General features: G+C 41.0%; 15 protein-coding genes. All 15 read right to left on the bottom strand.

Annotated elements, in window-relative coordinates; genetic code table 11:
- Positions 1–22 precede the first annotated feature (22 nt).
- The 15 genes from grpE to HZL42_RS03840 all read right to left on the bottom strand — a co-directional run bounded on the left by grpE (position 23) and on the right by HZL42_RS03840 (position 17,755).
- A complete protein-coding gene (gene grpE, locus HZL42_RS03910) occupies positions 23–586 on the bottom strand; it encodes a nucleotide exchange factor GrpE (protein ID WP_219054365.1) in 564 nt (187 codons plus the stop codon).
- A 19-nt stretch (positions 587–605) separates the two neighbouring features.
- On the bottom strand, positions 606–1,643 hold the full coding sequence (gene hrcA, locus HZL42_RS03905; RefSeq protein ID WP_219054364.1) for a heat-inducible transcriptional repressor HrcA: 1,038 nt from the start codon (positions 1,641–1,643) through the stop codon (positions 606–608).
- Positions 1,644–1,735: 92 nt separating this feature from the next.
- Positions 1,736–2,671, bottom strand: a complete 936-nt coding sequence (gene ribF, locus HZL42_RS03900) for a riboflavin biosynthesis protein RibF (protein ID WP_219054363.1) — start codon at positions 2,669–2,671, stop codon at positions 1,736–1,738.
- A gap of 11 nt (positions 2,672–2,682) precedes the next feature.
- A complete protein-coding gene (gene truB / locus HZL42_RS03895; protein ID WP_219054362.1) occupies positions 2,683–3,594 on the bottom strand; it encodes a tRNA pseudouridine(55) synthase TruB in 912 nt (303 codons plus the stop codon).
- 80 nt (positions 3,595–3,674) lie between these two features.
- Positions 3,675–4,031 carry a 30S ribosome-binding factor RbfA gene (gene rbfA, locus HZL42_RS03890; RefSeq protein WP_219054361.1) on the bottom strand — a complete coding sequence of 119 codons (357 nt, stop codon included), beginning with the start codon at positions 4,029–4,031 and terminating at the stop codon, positions 3,675–3,677.
- 22 nt (positions 4,032–4,053) lie between these two features.
- Positions 4,054–6,441, bottom strand: a complete 2,388-nt coding sequence (gene infB, locus HZL42_RS03885) for a translation initiation factor IF-2 (RefSeq protein WP_219054360.1) — start codon at positions 6,439–6,441, stop codon at positions 4,054–4,056.
- 14 nt (positions 6,442–6,455) lie between these two features.
- Positions 6,456–6,758 carry a ribosomal L7Ae/L30e/S12e/Gadd45 family protein gene (locus tag HZL42_RS03880; protein WP_219054359.1) on the bottom strand — a complete coding sequence of 101 codons (303 nt, stop codon included), beginning with the start codon at positions 6,756–6,758 and terminating at the stop codon, positions 6,456–6,458.
- Positions 6,751–7,047: an RNase P modulator RnpM gene (gene rnpM, locus HZL42_RS03875; RefSeq protein WP_219054358.1), complete on the bottom strand. Its 297-nt coding sequence runs from the start codon at positions 7,045–7,047 to the stop codon at positions 6,751–6,753. The genes HZL42_RS03880 and rnpM overlap by 8 nt, the downstream gene beginning before the upstream one ends.
- 21 nt (positions 7,048–7,068) lie before the next feature.
- Entirely contained in the window at positions 7,069–8,166 is a 1,098-nt protein-coding gene (nusA, locus tag HZL42_RS03870) for a transcription termination factor NusA (protein ID WP_219054357.1), read from the bottom strand.
- Positions 8,167–8,183: 17 nt separating this feature from the next.
- A complete protein-coding gene (gene rimP / locus HZL42_RS03865; RefSeq protein WP_219282853.1) occupies positions 8,184–8,660 on the bottom strand; it encodes a ribosome maturation factor RimP in 477 nt (158 codons plus the stop codon).
- Between the two features lie 115 nt (positions 8,661–8,775).
- Positions 8,776–13,101, bottom strand: a complete 4,326-nt coding sequence (locus tag HZL42_RS03860) for a PolC-type DNA polymerase III (RefSeq protein ID WP_219054356.1) — start codon at positions 13,099–13,101, stop codon at positions 8,776–8,778.
- Positions 13,102–13,166: 65 nt separating this feature from the next.
- The gene (locus HZL42_RS03855) at positions 13,167–14,876 is read right to left on the bottom strand and encodes a proline--tRNA ligase (RefSeq protein WP_219054355.1); all 1,710 of its coding nucleotides are present in this window, start codon (positions 14,874–14,876) and stop codon (positions 13,167–13,169) included.
- 22 nt (positions 14,877–14,898) lie between these two features.
- The gene (gene rseP, locus HZL42_RS03850; protein ID WP_219054354.1) at positions 14,899–16,173 is read right to left on the bottom strand and encodes an RIP metalloprotease RseP; all 1,275 of its coding nucleotides are present in this window, start codon (positions 16,171–16,173) and stop codon (positions 14,899–14,901) included.
- Positions 16,174–16,191: 18 nt separating this feature from the next.
- Positions 16,192–16,980, bottom strand: a complete 789-nt coding sequence (locus HZL42_RS03845) for a phosphatidate cytidylyltransferase (RefSeq protein WP_219054353.1) — start codon at positions 16,978–16,980, stop codon at positions 16,192–16,194.
- 10 nt (positions 16,981–16,990) lie between these two features.
- Positions 16,991–17,755: an isoprenyl transferase gene (locus HZL42_RS03840; RefSeq protein WP_219054352.1), complete on the bottom strand. Its 765-nt coding sequence runs from the start codon at positions 17,753–17,755 to the stop codon at positions 16,991–16,993.
- Positions 17,756–17,845 lie beyond the last annotated feature (90 nt).

Below are 17,845 nucleotides of genomic sequence, written 5' to 3'. Positions count from 1 at the left end.
TTTTGATTCATTTAATTTAATTTTATTTTGCAACAACAACCATCGCAGGTCTAATTACTCGATCAGCTAATTTGTAGCCGTTTTGTAATACCTTGACAACGTGGTCAGTTGGATGATCATCATCAGCCGGCACCGTTTGAACGGCTTGACAGAAGTTCGGATCGAATTCCCTTCCTTCGACGTCCAAGCGTTCCACCTTACTATCGCTAAGAGCCTTTTCAAGGTGTTTTGCCACCATTTCAACCCCTTGCTTTAGTTGTTGACCGCCCTTGTCGTCGACCTTAACTTCTAAAGCCCGGTTCAAGTTATCAACAATTGGCAGGATATTAGTAGCTAACTTCTGTCCATCATACTTGAGGATGGTTGCTTGTTCCTTTTTAGCCCTGTTTTGTACGTTTTGTAGTTCTGCTGCAGCCCGGAGATACTTATTTTCCATATCATCCAATTGGCGTTTTAAGTCGATAATTTCCTTATCATCGTGCTTTTCTTCAGTAGCGGCTTGTTCTTCAGCAGCCGTTACCTTTTCTGTTTCAGTTGCTTCCGCAGAATTTTGCTTTTCTTCATCATGCTTCTTATTAGATGCCAAACAAAACCCTCCTTTAGATTTATTTATTTTCTTTATAGTAACCTAACAAACGATTGGCAAGCTCTTCTCTAAATGCACTTACTAAGGTAATCACCTTAGAATACGGCATCCGAGTTGGGCCCAATACAGCGATAACACCCTTGCCATACTGGCCAACATCGTAAGTCCCGGTAATAACACTATAGTTTTTCAATAGTTCATTACTCATTTCAGAACCAATCTTGACCGACACCCCGTCACCAGGGCTATCGATAAATTTTGCAATTTCACCAGATTGATTTAGCATGGAATACAGTGGCTTTAAATAGCTAACGTCACTTTGTTCCGTGAAACTTAACAGGTTCATTTCTCCGCCAACGTACAGCCGGTCTCTGGCTGCTTTCATCAAAACCTCATCCAAGATACTGATAAAAACATCCGGTGAATGCAAGTACTGATTGACTTCGCTTGGAATCACCGATTTAAGTTGTGCTAGCACCACCGATAATGGCTGTCCAACTAAACGATCGTTAATTAAATTAACCACCGCTTCTAGTTGTTCTCCAGTAACCCCAGCGGGGATTCGAAACATTTGCGTTTCAGCATCACCGTTATCAGTTACTAGGATCGCCATTACTCGCTGATCACCGAGCGCAACCAACCTAAATCCCTGTAAGTGCCTGCTAGTTGCCTGTTCAGGCTGTAGCGTCAAAGCAGTGTAGTTAGTCAAATCAGAAAGAATATTAGCAGATTGCTGAACTAACTCATCGATTTCTTGGTAATTAGTATCCAATGCCTTATGAATAACCGCTAAGTCACTCGACGTATTAACCCTTGAAAGTGTTAAATGGTCGACATAGTACCGATAGCCATTAATCGATGGAATTCGTCCGGATGAAAGGTGGGTCTTTTCAATCAACCCCGCTTTTTCCAATACTACCATTTCATTTCTAATCGTAGCTGAACTAACATGGAACGGAAGCTGATTAGCTAATGCCTTAGAGCCAACTGGGACTCCAAACTGGGTATAGTCCTGAACGATTCCAGATAAAATTCGTTCTTGTCGTTCTGTAAGCATTAATAATCACTCCTTTTTAGCACTCGTATGTATCAAGTGCTAAGCTACATATATAATGTACCAAAGTGAGAATTATAAGTCAAGAAAGACACTCACAAATCACTTAAAAATTTTTCAGCCTCTTTTTGATCGGCCTGAAGTTGCTTAATTAAGGCATCTACGCCGTTAAATTTCACTTCTCCCCGGGTCCAATGCAACCATTCAATTTGGACATCTTCACCGTAAATATTTTGGTTAAAATTAAATAAGTTAATTTCAACGGTAATTGGGTGGGCATCACCAAAAGTAACATTTCTTCCAATCGAAGCCATTCCGCCATACCACTGATCACCAATTTGCATTCGGACAATGTAAATACCAATTGCTGGTAACCATTGGTATTCACTGTGTTCAACGTTTGCGGTGGGGTACCCTAACTCGCGGCCACGGGCAAAACCATGCACGATGGTCCCACTAGTAACGAAAGGACGGCCTAATAAGCGGTTCACCGTATCAATGTGGCCAGCATCTAAATTGCGCCGAATTCGAGTCGAGCTAACTTTTTTATTATCAATATCAAATGATGCTACTTCAACCACTTCAAAGCGATCCTTTACGTACTCAGGCAGTAGGTGCATGGTTGCTTTCTTTTCACCATAGGTGTGATCAAAACCAGCTACGACTACTAACGCGTTCAATCGACACAGATAGTTATCAACGAACTGCTGGGGTGATTGTGCTTGGAATGCATTGGTATAACTAACTTGAAATACCACCTGCACCCCCATTTGTTCCAATAAATCCATTTTGTAATCATTTAAAGTTAAGTAACGCTTATCATGTGCACTTAACCGTTGATAGACAATTGACGGGTGATGATCATAGGTTAAAACTGCTAGCTTAACGCCCTTTTGATCCGCAATTTGCTTTGCACGTTCAATTACCCGCTGGTGCCCTAGGTGAAGGCCATCAAAGAAGCCCATTGCTAAGACCACCGGTTCGTTAAATTGTAAATTCCCCATCGGGTGGTGAATTTTAAAGATTTCCATTATCAAAACTCCTACTTTACACTAAACATTTTTAGCGGTTTATAAACCCCTTGGTCATGATTAAAATAGTACAGTGCTTTGATTTGCTGATTAAACCTTACAGCAATCTGATCACTATTCATCTTAATATCTTGGGGGGCTAAAAATCCACCATTTTGCACTACTTTCCATTGCTTTAACGTTAAATTAACATTTGGAAACCCACTTAAGGCATGGTCAATTGGGAAACAGATGGTCTCAAGTTGATTGGTTTGGACTGCCGTTTCAACTTGACTAAGGGTTACCGCTTGGTTAAGGGTGAACCCCCCGCTCTTAATTCTAGTTAGGTCGGACATTACTGCCGGAACCCCTAAAATTTGGCCAACCATAAATGATAGGGTGCGCACGTAAGTCCCCTTCCCACAACCAACCTCAAATTTAATTTTTTGAACGTGATTTTCCGCATCAAAAGTAACGGGAGCGGTGATTTTAAAGTAATCAATCCGGACATGGCGTTCTGGACGTTCAACGGTTTCTCCAGCCCGAGCGTACTCGTATAATTTGCGGCCGTTTACTTTGACTGCTGAATACATTGGCGGGATTTGTAGAAGTTCCGGTTGAACTAATTCTTGCATTGCCTGATTGATGGTTGATTGCTCGAATGGGGTCGTAATTGGCTTTTGGTCAATTACCTCCCCGTCTAAATCCTCAGTCGTCGTGGCAAAGCCCAGCGTTATCTCACCGCGGTAAACCTTCCCAGAATTCATTAGAAAGTCCACCACCTTAGTGGCACTGCCCACACAGATTGGCAAAACCCCATCCACGTTCGGGTCTAAGGTTCCACTATGGCCAATCTTTTTTGTTTTTAGGATTCCTCGCAGCTTTCGTACGCAATCGAAGCTGGTCATTCCCCGCTCCTTATTTAATGGAATAATTCCGTCCACAATGAACGCCTCCTCATTTCTATCTTCATTGAAACTCAAAAAGAGTAGATAATAAACGTTCATTACCTACTCTTTTTAAATTATTTATCTTCGCGTTGTAGTTTATTGATCAATTGATCAATCTTACTTCCATATTGAATTGAATCATCCAATTCAAAATGAATCTCAGGGGTTTTATAAACGTTTCTTAAGCGGGCTCCTAAGCCACTGCGAATCATCCCAGTTGCTTTATCCAACCCTTTTTGAGTGCTCTCTTCGTCACTCTTCTTATCAGAAAGGATACTGTAGAAAATGGTGGCTTGTTGAAGATCACCAGTTACATCCACACCCGTAATCGTAACCCCCTTAACCCGGGGATCACGAACTTCCTTTAATAACAGGTCGTTTACTTCCCTTTGAATTTCTTGTTGTAGTCTACCTACTCGGTATTGTGCCATCGGTATCACTCCTTGATCAAGATTATTCGACTGGAACTTCCTTCATTACGTAAGCTTCAATGACATCGTTAACCTTGATATCATTGTAATTTTCAATGGTTAACCCACATTCAAATCCTTGCTTAACACTCTTCGCGTCGTCTTTGAACCGCTTCAAACTACCTAGTTCACCATCATAAACCACGACGTTATCTCTAATTAACCGCACCTTACTATCACGGCTAATGTAACCAGAAATTACCATTCCACCGGCAATCGTTCCAACCTTAGAAGCTTTGTAGATTTCTCTAACTTCAACCTGTCCAGTAACTTCTTCCTTGTAGGTTGGTTCCAAAAGCCCCTTCATTGCTGATTCAACTTCATCAATCGCATCGTAAATAACTTGGTGGAGTCGAATATCAACGCTGTCACTTTCCGCTTGCGCCTTTGCTTGCGGTGTAGGGCGAACGTTAAATCCAATGATAATGGCGTTACTTGCTTCTGCTAGGGCAACGTCACTTTCGTTGATGGCCCCAACTCCAGTATGAATGATGTTGACCTTAACGCCTTCAACTTCAATCTTTTGAAGACTGGATGAAAGTGCTTCTACGGATCCTTGCACGTCAGCCTTAATGATAATATCAACTTGCTTCATTTCACCTTCCTTAAGGGAATCAAACAGGTTATCAAGCGTAACGTGGTTAGTTTGCCGACGGTCGTTTTCCTTCGCTTCTTCGGCCCGCTTTTCACCAACCGTTCTAGCGGTCTTTTCATCGTCAAAGACAATGAAACGGTCCCCAGCTTCAGGAACGTCATTCAATCCAGTAATTCCAACCGGCGTAGAAGGCGTTGCTTCCTTCATTTCTTGGTTGTGTTCATTAACCATCGTCCGAACCCGGCCAAAGGTATCACCAACTACGATCGGATCCCCAACGTGCATGGTCCCTTGTTGAACCAAGAGGGTTGCAACAGTTCCCTTGCCACGGTCTAAGCGGGCTTCAATTACTGATCCAGCAGCATTTTGCTTCGGATTAGCCTTTAATTCCATCACTTCAGCTTGTAATAGGATCATGTCCAATAGTTCATCCACGTTATTCCCAAACTTAGCTGAAATCTTAACGAAAATGGTATCCCCACCCCAGTCTTCTGGGATTAAACCGTAGTTACTAAGCTGTTCAGTAACGTGGTCAGGGTTGGCACCCGGTTTATCAATTTTATTAATGGCCACGATAATTGGTGTCTTTGCGGCCTTGGCATGGTTAATCGCTTCAACCGTTTGTGGCATTACCCCATCATCTGCAGCAACCACCAAAATGGTAATATCAGTAATGTCAGCACCGCGGGCCCGCATTGCAGTAAAGGCCGCATGTCCTGGTGTATCCAAGAATGTAATCGTCTTGTGATCGTGTTGAACTTGGTAGGCCCCAATTCCCTGGGTAATCCCACCAGCTTCACCAGAAGTAATGTGGGAGTGTCTCAGATAATCCAATAGCGTTGTCTTCCCGTGGTCAACGTGTCCCATAATGGTAACCACTGGCGGCCGATTTTCTTGGTAGGCGGTATTGTGTTCTTCTTCGTCAAAGAGCTTATCAAGGTCAGAAACGTTAACTTCTTCTTTTTCCTTAGCTCCAATCCCGTAATCAGCTGCCAAGAGTTCGATGGTTTCCTTATCAAGTGATTTGTTTTGGTTAACCATTACACCCAACATAAACAACTTTTTAACGATTTCAGCTGGTTCACGGTGCAGAACCTTACCAATTTCTTGAGCATTCATTCCATCAGTGTATTCTAACACTTCTGGAAGCGGATGATCCTTTCGCTTAGGAGCATCGTTATGCTTATGAATTTGGCGAATTCGTTGGTTCTTAGTGTACTTATTGCCGAAGTTATTATTTCGCTTGTTAAACTTCTTTTTGTTTTTACGGTTATTCTTATGGAACCCGTTCGAATTACCATTGCCACCGTTATTATTGGTGTTAGTATTCCGGTTATTGGAATGACTGTTGTTATTGTTGTTGTTCGCACCGCTAGCGTTAATGCGGTGGTTATTAGAATGGCTATTACTATGACTAGCATTGCTCCGATTATTACCAGCTTGTCCCTGGTGGTTTTTGGCAGCATTACTATTCGACTTGTTAGAGTTAGTTCTTTCACCTTGCTTATGGTCATTCTTAGCAGTCCGCTTTTCACTATTCCGGTTTTGGGAATTAGTATGGTGTTGACCACCATTTGACTGTGACTTTGCATTAGCATGACTGGCTGGTTGGTTAGAACTCCCTTTTAAAGCTGCTCTGATCTGTTTTTCTTGGCTATCATCAATCGTAGACATATGGTTATGAACCGAAATACCCTTACTATTAGCGCTACTAATTAGTTGCTTACTAGTAACATTGAGTTCTTTAGCTAATTCATAAATACGCTTTTTACCCATATAATCACTATCCTTTAACTATTTTTTATTTCGTTTAGTTTGCTAGCAAAGCCCCGATCAGTAATCCCCACCATCGTGCGCGGAGCACCAATCGCATCACTTAACTGCTGTTTGGTAATTAGGTGATGGTACGCCACTTGGTATGAACCAGCTTTGTCAATAAACTTTTTGGTAGTTGATTGTCCGGTATCACTTGCAATAATCAAAAGCGCAACCTGATGTTTTCTAATCGCACTTAAGATAATTGCTTCGCCAGTCACTACCTTTCCGGCTCGTTTAGCAATTCCGATTAAATTTAAATACTTCTGACTATTCATTTTCAAACAATTTTTTTCTGGCTTGTTCATGGTCAGTATATGCGATTAAATCATCATAAAATTGATCATCAACCTTGATTTCAAAAACCTTATCAAATGTTTTCTTAGCCTTAGCTTGCTTAGCAATTTCTACATCCATTGAAATATACGCACCGCGACCGGCTTTTTTGCCAGTCTTATCAATGCTAACGTTGCCTTCCTTGTCACGAACGATTCTAATTAACTCTTTTTTGGGAGCCATTTCGCCAGTAACAATATCCTTACGCATTGGAACTTTTCGACGTCGCATTTAAAAACCCTCCATTAGTAATTAATCAGCGTTTTCGTTGTCATCAGGGTCTTCAGCAGCAATGTTATTATCATAGATATTCTCGTCTGCTTCAGATTCCGATTTAATATCGATTTTAAACCCAGTTAACTTAGCAGCTAATCTAGCGTTTTGACCGCGTTTCCCAATTGCAAGTGATAATTGGTAATCAGGAACAATTACGGTACATGCCTGGTCATTTTCAGGATCAAAAATAACATCCACTACTTCAGATGGGTTTAAGGCGTTTGCAATAAATTTCGCCTTATCATCGGTCCATTCAACGATGTCCATGTTTTCGCCACCGAGTTCATTAACGATTGTTTGGACCCGTTGTCCCTTTGGCCCAACGGTGGTTCCAACTGGATCAATATCTGGGTTATTAGAACGAACGGCCACCTTAGCCCGATCGCCAGCTTCCCGGGCAATTGAAACAATTTCAACTGTTCCATCATAGATTTCAGGAACTTCTTGTTCAAATAACCGTTTCAATAGTCCAGGGGCGGTCCGGCTAACGAATACTTGAGGTCCCTTGGAAGCATTTTCAACCTTAGTAACGTAAACCTTGATTTTTTCCTGGGGCCGGTATTCTTCATTTGGCATTTGGTTACTAGTTGGCATAACCGCTTCAACCTTACCTAAGTTAATATAAACAAAGCGGTTATCAGCCCGTTCCACTTCACCAGTAATTAATTCATCTTGGTACTGGCTAAATTGGTTATAAACCATTTCCCGTTCGGCTTCTCGAACCCGTTGCATAATTACTTGCTTAGCAGTTTGGGCGGCAATTCGACCGAAGTTTTTAGGAGTTACCTCAATTTTAATATCGTCTCCAACTTCATAACCATGGCTAATTTGAAGAGCATCCTTAATGCTATATTCAGTTTGGGGATCTTCAACCACATCCACAATCTTCTTAACAGCATAAACGTGAATATCGCCCTTCCTATCATCAAATTCTACATCTACATTTTGTGATTGGCCATAATTACGCTTATAAGCAGATGTTAAAGCTGCCTCTAAGGCATCGATGATGGTTTCCTTCTTGATACCCTTTTCTTTTTCTAGGGCATCAAAAGCACCCAATAATTCTTTACTCATTATAATTCTCCTTTGAACTAAAACTTAATTGCAAGTCGGACTTTAGCAATTGCCTTTGAGGGAATCGTGAGTTCTCTGAATACACTCATATCATTATACTCAATTACTAAATCATTATCTTCGGTAACCGCTTTTAAAGTTCCTTCGTACACCTTGTTTTGCTTGACTGGGTAGTACAGCGAAACGTTAATGTAGTTACCAATTGCTTCTCTAATTTCTTTTTCGTTTCTCAAGGGCCGTTCTGCACCTGGAGATGATACTTCTAAATAATAAGCTTGTGGGATTGGATCAGGATCCATTGCATCTAATTCTTCACCTAATTGATCGCTAATGATAGCACAATCCTCAATGGTAATTCCAGCAGGTTTATCAATATAAACCCGCAGATACCAATTTTGGCTTTCTTTAACGTATTCAATGTCGAACAACTCAAAGTGATGTTCATTTAAAATTGGTGTTAAGACATCTTTCACAATCTCGGGAACGTTACTCAATTTGTATGCATACCTCCTATTAAATCCAATAAAAAGAGTGAGCATCCCTGCTCACTCCCTTAACCGAGTATTAATTACTTAACTAAATATACCATAAATAAGTGATAAACTCAAATCATAGCATATCGAATAAACTTAACTGGTTTTCATCTGGTAACCCTTTTAAGACTCCATTTTCATCCATAAAATCAACAATCTTCTTCGAAACCTTTCCCCGTTTAGCAAGATCTTCCTTTGAAATAAAGGCCTTGTCTTCACGTGCAGCAACGATTTGCTTTGCAACGTTCAATCCTAATCCTGGAATGGCACGGAATGGCGCTAAAAGTTGGTTCCCTTCGATTAACCACTTATCAGCATCAGACCGTTTTAAATCAATCATTTCAAATTCAAAGCCACGTTCTAGCATTTCATTTGCTAGTTCCAAAACGGTTAGCAGATTTTTATCCTTTGCGGACGCATCGTTACCCTGGTCTTGAATTGCCTTCATCGATTCTTTGACAGATTCCTTGCCGCTGGCCATCGCAACCACGTCAAAGTCATCAGCACGAATGGAGAAGTAAGCAGCGTAGTAGACCAATGGGAAGTACACTTTGAAGTAAGCAACCCGCAGGGCCATTAAAACGTAAGCCGCCGCATGGGCCCGTGGGAACATGTACTTAATTTTGAGACAGGACTGGATGTACCAATCGGGAATATTGGCTTCGTTCATGGCCTTTCGCCACTCATCCTTGATTCCACGCCCCTTCCGCACTGATTCCATAATTTGGAAGGATGTTTCTGAATCCAAACCCCAGTTGATCAAATCGGTCATAATATTATCACGACACCCAATTACGTTTGCAATCGTAGCGGTCCCGTTCTTAATGATTTCATCAGCATTTCCTAACCAAACGTCAGTTCCATGTGATAAACCTGAAATTTGTAGTAGCTGAGAATAATTTTTAGGGTGGGTTTGTTCCAACATTCCCCGGACGAACTTAGTTCCAAACTCTGGCACCCCGAGGGTTCCGGTCTTGGACTGAATCTGTTCGGGAGTAACCCCTAAAATTTCAGTCCCTGAGAAAATTGACATCACCCCTTGATCATCCATCGGAATGGTTTGTGGATCAATTCCAGATAGATCTTGGAGGGTCCGAATCATCGTTGGATCATCATGTCCTAAGATATCCATTTTCAAAATATTATCATGGATCGAATGGAAATCAAAGTGAGTCGTTTCCCATTCTGCTTGTTGATCATTAGCTGGGTATTGAATTGGGGTAAAGTCATAAATATCCATGTCGCTCGGCACAATGATAATTCCAGCTGGATGTTGGCCAGTGGTTCGCTTAACGCCAACGTCGCCTTGAGCTAGACGGTCGACTTCTGCCGAACGAATATTTTGTTCGGTATCCCGTTCGTAGGCCTTAACATAACCGTAGGCCGTTTTATCAGCAACCGTTCCAATCGTTCCCGCTCGATAAACGTTGTCCTCGCCAAACAAGACCTTCATGTAGTTATGGGCAATTGGCTGATAGTCACCAGAGAAGTTCAAATCAATATCTGGGACCTTGTTTCCCTTGAATCCTAGGAAAGTTTCAAATGGAATGTTTTGGCCATCTCCAATCATTTCAGTTCCACACTTAGGACACTGCTTTCTCGGCAAATCGTATCCAGATGAATACTCTCCCTTGGTATAGAAGTGTGAGTACTTACACTTTGGACATCGGTAATGTGGTGGCAGTGGATTCACCTCAGTAATCCCAGCCATGGTAGCAACTAGACTGGACCCCACTGACCCCCGGGAACCAACCAGATACCCATCCTTATTACTCTTAAAAACTAATTTTTGCGCAATTAAATAGATAACCGAGAATCCATTTCCAATAATACTTTTTAATTCTCGATCAACCCGTTTTTTAACTAGGTCGGGAAGCGGATCTCCGTAGTAGTCGTAAGCCTTAGTATACGTAAGGGTCTTTATTTCATCCTCCGCCCCATCAATGTGGGGAGTATATAGCTTATCCTTAACCGGTCGAATATCATCATCAACCATATCAGCCACCACGTTGGTGTTGGTTATAACGATCTGCTTAGCCCGTTGCTCACCCAGGTAACTGAAGTCAGCTAGCATTTCATCGGTAGTGTGGAACTGAACTTCCGGTAGTTTTTGCCGGCTAAGCGGGTTAGCACCCCCCTGGGAATGAATCAAAATTTTGCGATAGATGTACTCATGGGGGTCAACATAATGGGCGTCCCCAGTGGCCACCACCGGTTTATCTAGCTCTTCGCCCAATTGAACCATGTTATTAATAATTTCATGGAGATGCTTTCGATCGTGAATGAATTGCGAGTCAATCAATGGCTGGTAATTGGCTTGCGGTTGCACTTCTAAATAGTCGTAAAACTTAGCCTTTTCCCGTGCTTCATCAATTCCCTTTTGAACCATTGCCGTGAAAACTTCCCCGGATGCACACGCAGACCCGACTAATATTCCATCACGATACTTTACTAACTGACTCCGGGGAATTCTAGGCACCCGGTAAAAATACTCAACGTTAGAAAGCGAAACTAACTTAAAGAGGTTCTTTAAGCCCGCTTGGGTTTGTGCTAGTAGTGTCACGTGAAACGGCCGCGCGTGTTTGTATGCGCTGTGTTCCGTCATGTGATCATTTAGTTGATCTTGGTATTGAATCCCGTAACGGTCCTCGGCCTCCTTCAAAAAGAGGTAGTTCAAATGACCGGTACTTTCAGCATCGTAAACTGCCCGGTGGTGGTGTTCCAGGTTGACCCCAAATTTCTTAGCAAGGGTGTTTAACCGGTAACTCTTTAGGTTCGGGTATAAGAAGCGGGCCAGCGGTAGCGTATCAATAATGGGGTTTTCAATCTTACTCATCCCATAGCGTTCATAACCAACGTTCATAAAGCCAACGTCAAATGTAACGTTATGGCCAACTACAATTGCATCGCCGCAAAATTCACGGAATAACTTTAGGACGGTTTCTTCGGACTTAGAACCCCGTACCATATCATCGGTAATCGAAGTTAGGTTGGTAGTAAATTCACTTAAATGAAATCCAGGATCAATAAATTCTTCAAATTGATCAACAACGTTATCGTGCACCATCTTAACAGCAGAAACTTCAATAATTTTATCGTAAATGGCTGACAGTCCGGTCGTTTCGATATCAAAAACCACGTAGGTTGCATTCTTTAAATCCACGTGTTGATTATTGAACCCAATTTCCATCCCATCATCGACAACGTTTGCTTCTACACCGTAAATCATCTTTAACCCGTTCTTTTGCCCCGCACTATAGGCAGCTGGAAATCCCTGCAATGCAGAATGGTCAGTAATCGCAATTGCGCGATGGCCCCAGTCTTTAGCCCGTTTCGCAAACGCATCGATTCCATCAATTGCATCCATTTGACTCATATTCGTGTGAAGGTGTAGTTCGACCCGTTTTTCATCTGCGGTATCTTTTCGTTCAGCATGGGTAGTCGTATTAATATCAAAGGCATTCATGGTCAGTTCATGGGTGTAATTGTCCTCTTGCACACTTCCCCGTAGCTTTAACCAAGCCCCCTTTTGAATTGCTTCAAATTGGGCCTCATCCTGTTCGTTTCTGGAGAATTTTTTAACCACAATAGAGGAACTAAAATCGGTCACCTTAAAGATTAATAACTGCCGGCCAGACCTAAGGGCCCGGACTTCCTTATCGAAAACAAATCCGTTTAACACTACTGAACGTTCCTCTTGGGTAACGTCAATTAGCTTGGTAACATCTGCATCGTCACTAATTGCCTTCCCAAAAATAACCGGACCGTTGGTTTTAGGGGCCGCACTGCTCTTGGTAGCCCGTTTTTCATTTGCCTGTTTAATTGCTGCAACCGCCTTTTTAGCGATTTCAGCATCGGTTTGTTCCTTATTATCCTTGAATTCCTTAATCTTAGCCTGAGTTTCACTTTGGTCGACGAAGGTATGAATTGAAAACCGAGGAAACCCACAGGCTTGAAAACGTTCTTCAATTCGACCAAGAGCGGTATTTACCAAAAAGTCCTTAATGATTTCATTTTCAGCAACTAGGTTCACCCGGTGGTCTTCAACCGAAGGAACACTAGCATCACAAATTTGCTTAGCCATCATTGAATTTAAACCACTATTGTTTACCACCCAGTCCCAATAAGCCCTAACCAAGTGACTATCTAATTTTGGCTGAGCAACTTCAATTTCAAAGCTAACCCTTGCAAATGGCCCAAAAGTCGTAATCAAGCGGTGCACAAAATCATTAAATACGTTAAACGGCAGCTGTTTTAAAAAGTAAAATTTAAAATGCCAGCCCTTAGTTTGGGTGTGAACTTCTAACTGTTTAATTTCAGCATTTTTAAAGCAATCCGCATCCTGATAATCAGCTAACTCCAATTGATTTAATAATTTTTCAAAAAGCTCGTGTTTATTCAAGTGGCTAAGCTCCCTTCATGATTTGATTTAAAAAGGGACTGATCAAAACCAGCCCCTTTTTAAATCTAATTCAATTCTTTTTGTAAAATTCCAATGGTATTGGTAAGTTCGGCTTGCTTAACTTCCAATGTCTCACCAGTTTTTCTAATTTTAATTTCAACAATACCATCACTGGCTTTTTTTCCAACTGTAATTCGAATTGGGATTCCAATTAAATCAGAATCAGCAAATTTAACCCCTGCCCGTTCCTTACGGTCGTCATTTAAAACATCATAACCAGCAGCTGTCAAATCGGTTTCAATTTCATTTGCTAAATCCATCTGATCAGCTTTTTTAGCGTTTACTGGAATCACATGGATATCGAACGGTGCAATTGATGTTGGCCATACTAAACCATTCTCATCAGATTGTTGTTCTGAAACGGCAGATAAGAGTCGACTAACCCCTATTCCGTATGAACCCATGATGATTGGCTTTTTACGACCATTTTCGTCAAGCACATCTGCTCCTAAAATTTTAGAATAGCGGGTTCCTAATTTGAAGACGTGTCCAATCTCGATTCCCTTAGTAAACTGAAGTTTTTCAGAGCCATCAGGTGATAAATCACCCTTTTGCACTACCCGAAAATCATCGTAGGCATCAACCTTAAAATCACGATCTGGATTAACATTAACGTAATCGTAACCATCTTCATTCGCACCTACAACGGTGTTTACCATATCCTTAACATATTGGTCTGCAAAAACCTTTACTTTATCAGAGTGATTAATTGGACCAACGTAACCAGCTGGAGCTCCCATAAACTTCAGGACTTGTTCTTCACTAGCTACATCTAAGAAGTCAGCACTAAGGTAGTTCTTAAGTTTAACGTCGTTTACTTCGTGGTCTCCACGAACCATGACCAATACTGGTTGTTCATCAGCAATGAATAACACACTCTTAATAATTTGGCTAGGCTTAACATCTAGAAATTGGGCTAACTTTTCAATTGTTTTAGTATCTGGAGTAGCCTTCTTTTCTAGCTCTAATGGTTGCTCGTCCGACTTACTTGGAATGTAAGCGCACTTAGCCATTTCGATATTTGCAGCGTAGTCACCATTATCCGAGTATACGATGGTATCCTCACCAACTGCTGCCGGAGCAGAAAATTCAATTGAATCAGAGCCACCCATTGCGCCCCCATCACCAATAATCATTCTGTAATCAAGACCAATTTCATCAAAAATTTTGCAGTAGGCTTTTTCCATATCGTGGTAAACCTTATCCAATCCAGCGTCATCAACGGTAAAGGAATAGGCATCCTTCATAATGAATTCTCGACCTCGTAATAATCCGTATCTTGGGCGATCTTCATCCCGATATTTAGATTGAATTTGGTAAAGGACCAACGGTAATTTCTTATAAGAATCCACTGAATTCTTCAATAATTCGGTAAACGTTTCCTCGTGGGTGGGTCCTAAGATAAAGTCGGTATCATGCCGATTCTTAAATTTAAAAAGCTCAGGGCCGTAGGTATCATAACGACCAGAGTCCTTCCATAGCTTTGCCGGTAATACATCTGGCATCAACATTTCATTTGCGTTGGTAGCATCCATGTACTTCCGAATAATCGTTTCGATTTTCGTAATTACCCGGTAGGCAAGTGGTAAATAGGCATACATTCCAGCAGAGACCTGGCGAATATACCCAGCTCTAAGCATCATTTGATGGCTAAGCGCCTCAGCTCCGTTAGGAACTTCCTTTAGCGTTGGAATTAGCATCGCAGATTGTTTCATTTAAAACACCTCTAAATAAGATTTAATGGATAAAGAATCTTTCAATATCGTTCCATGTAACTAAAATCATTAAAATAATCATAAACGCAAACCCAATCAGTGTAACCGTAGTCTCTACTTTTTCAGAGAGCGGTTTCCGACGAATCACCTCAATAATATTCATAATAATTTTACCACCATCTAAGGCTGGAATTGGTAATAAATTCATAATTGCTAAATTAATTGATAACCAGGCGATAAAGTAAATCACTCCGCTAACGCCCAGCTGCGTTGCTTGGGACGTATTAGCAAAAATGGCAACCGGACCACCCAAATCATTTAATGAAAAATGTCCACTAATCATTATCCAAATCGAAGTTAGTAACGATTTAGCAGATTCATAAGTTTGGGTAAAACCAGATAATAGCATCGCTCCAAAGTTAGAATTAGTACTTCTCATAATTCCAATTTCAGCACCCTTTTTACCATCTGAAGTCACCACCCGTGGTTTAAGTGAGATGTTCTTAGTTTGGTTTCCCCGTTCGACAGTTAGGTTAATTTCCTTCCCATCGGTCTTACTTGAAATTGCAGTTGCAAGTGATTGCCAATTATTGGTACTGACCCCATTCACTTTAGTAATGCGGTCATTGTTCTTGATTCCCGCATTCCGTGCGACGTTAACGTTATTAGCCAGTTCCACTTGGTTAGAGTTATTTAACACGCCACCCTGAGCGAATGAAAAAATAGTGTAAGCAACAATTGCCAATAAGATGTTACAAATAACCCCCGCAAAGTTGGTTGCCATTCGTCTCCATACGGAAGCGGATTGAATTTGGACATCAATTGGGGCAATTTGCAATTCGGTACCGTCAGATTCAATTACCACAGCATCATGATCAACCGGATAGCGCTTGATTTCTGATTCATTACCATTTTCATAACCTTGAATAAAAAGATCCCGTTCTAAATCAGACTCAGTTACCACAAGGGGAATTCCATTGAAAAGGGTATTTTTATTGCTTGTGTTAATTTTATCAACAACCCCGTGATCATTTAACTTTAGCGCTACAGTCATTCCAGGACGTAAATTTTCATCATCATCATACCCACCAGCCATTCGAACGTATCCACCAAGCGGTAAAATCCGAATCGTATAGGTAGTTCCATTATAGCGATGTGCAAAGATTTTAGGACCCATTCCAATTGAAAATTCTCTAACCATGATACCGCACTTCTTAGCAACGATAAAGTGACCGAATTCATGAACTGAAACTAAAATCCCAAAAACAATAATGAATGCAATTATAGTTGTAAACATCGTTGTTCCCCTTTTCTTTTAAAAAATATTAAATAGGTGCAGGATTGGTAACACAAACAGTAAACTATCGAACCGGTCTAAAATTCCACCGTGGCCGGGCAAAATTTTGCCAGAATCTTTAACTCCATAGTGACGCTTCAATGCAGATTCAACCAAGTCCCCAAACTGACCACCAATTGAAGCAATGATGGTAATCACGATCATTGGTAATAGCGAGTAGAAGTTTTGGGGGAAAAATACAACAATTAAGGTTCCAACGACGGTCGCAAGTAGCGAACCACCAATTGAACCCTCCCAAGTCTTATTAGGACTAATGTGGGGGGCTAATTTATGCTTACCGAAGTGCTTTCCAAAAATATAGGCCCCACTATCAGTAGTCCAAACAATTAGTAATGCATATAATACGACGTTCAATCCGGTCGCCCGTGCAACAATTAGATAATGAAACCCAATTCCGACGTATAGCATTGCCATGGTAGCAATCCCAACATCATCAAAATTAAACCGGTTCTTGGTAAACACCATTCTCAATAATAACAACATTACAAATATGTAAATAATAAATGTAGGTGTTAAGTAGTTGGGCATGATATCAATCATTTTACTGGGCGCAATCAAGAATATGCCCCCCAAAAATGTAATTGTAGATTCTGGTGAAACGATAATCATTTTTTTCATCAGTAAGATTTCACCAATCGCTACTAACCCCATTGCAAAGGTTAAAATATCAAATGGAATCCCACCCCATAGTAGGAGGGGGATAAAAATACATAGTGCAACAACTGCGGTAATAACTCTTTGTTTCATAATGAACTCCTTACTTATTGGTTTTAATTCCACCAAATCGTCGATCACGATTTTGGAATTGGTAAATTGCCTGCTTTAAGGAATCAGCACTAAAGTCTGGCCATAGCTCATCGGTAAAAGATAGTTCACTATAGGCAATTTGCCATAATAAGAAATTAGAAATTCGTTGTTCACCACTAGTCCGAATCAAAAGTTCTGGGTCGGCGTTTGCACCAAACTTACCAGTCATCAATGATTTAGAAAATAGGTCAGCATCAATTTCATCAATTTCTACTTTACCACTTTGGACTGCTTTTGCAATTTTACGGGTAGCGAGGACCATTTCACGACGGGATCCGTAGTTTAAAGCAAAGTTTAAAACCATCCCATCACAATCAGCAGTATCTTGAATTGCCTGGTTCACAACTTCTTGAGTTGCTTTGGGAAGTCGATCGATTTCCCCCATTACATTTACCTGAACGTTATTGGCAATTAACTCTGGAACGAAGCTATTGAAAAATTTACCAGGCAAGCTCATTAGATAACTAACCTCTTCTTCCGGTCGTTTCCAATTTTCAGTCGAAAAGGCGTATAGACTAAGCACCTTTACACCTAGCTGACTAGCGGCCTTCGTGATGGTCTTAACGGTCTCCATGCCTCGTTTGTGCCCAGCAATTCTAGGGAGGTGTCGTTTTTGAGCCCATCTTCCATTCCCATCCATAATAATTGCAATGTGTTTGGGAATTCTGTTCATATCAAGTTCTTGATGATTATTACTTTCTTTTTTTCTGAACATCTAATTACTCCATTTAAATTAAAATAAAGGATGAGTAATTACCCATCCTTTATATAATACATTATTTAATTAAAATTGACCACCGAATTA

The organism is Lactobacillus sp. Sy-1 (assembly GCF_019303535.1).
Taxonomy (GTDB): domain Bacteria; phylum Bacillota; class Bacilli; order Lactobacillales; family Lactobacillaceae; genus Nicoliella.
This window is presented reverse-complemented; position numbering and strand designations above follow the sequence as displayed.

What these genes read in the sequence shown, in the direction of transcription:
- ribF (WP_219054363.1), bottom strand. Translation starts at nt 2,671, where the DNA reads ATGGAAATCTTTAAAATTCACCACCCGATGGGGAATTTACAATTTAAC.
- HZL42_RS03855 (WP_219054355.1), bottom strand. Translation starts at nt 14,876, where the DNA reads ATGAAACAATCTGCGATGCTAATTCCAACGCTAAAGGAAGTTCCTAAC.
- rnpM (WP_219054358.1), bottom strand. Translation starts at nt 7,047, where the DNA reads ATGCGACGTCGAAAAGTTCCAATGCGTAAGGATATTGTTACTGGCGAA.
- HZL42_RS03845 (WP_219054353.1), bottom strand. Translation starts at nt 16,980, where the DNA reads ATGAAACAAAGAGTTATTACCGCAGTTGTTGCACTATGTATTTTTATC.
- hrcA (WP_219054364.1), bottom strand. Translation starts at nt 1,643, where the DNA reads ATGCTTACAGAACGACAAGAACGAATTTTATCTGGAATCGTTCAGGAC.
- infB (WP_219054360.1), bottom strand. Translation starts at nt 6,441, where the DNA reads ATGGGTAAAAAGCGTATTTATGAATTAGCTAAAGAACTCAATGTTACT.
- HZL42_RS03840 (WP_219054352.1), bottom strand. Translation starts at nt 17,755, where the DNA reads ATGTTCAGAAAAAAAGAAAGTAATAATCATCAAGAACTTGATATGAAC.
- rbfA (WP_219054361.1), bottom strand. Translation starts at nt 4,031, where the DNA reads ATGGCACAATACCGAGTAGGTAGACTACAACAAGAAATTCAAAGGGAA.
- HZL42_RS03880 (WP_219054359.1), bottom strand. Translation starts at nt 6,758, where the DNA reads ATGAATAGTCAGAAGTATTTAAATTTAATCGGAATTGCTAAACGAGCC.
- nusA (WP_219054357.1), bottom strand. Translation starts at nt 8,166, where the DNA reads ATGAGTAAAGAATTATTGGGTGCTTTTGATGCCCTAGAAAAAGAAAAG.
- rseP (WP_219054354.1), bottom strand. Translation starts at nt 16,173, where the DNA reads ATGTTTACAACTATAATTGCATTCATTATTGTTTTTGGGATTTTAGTT.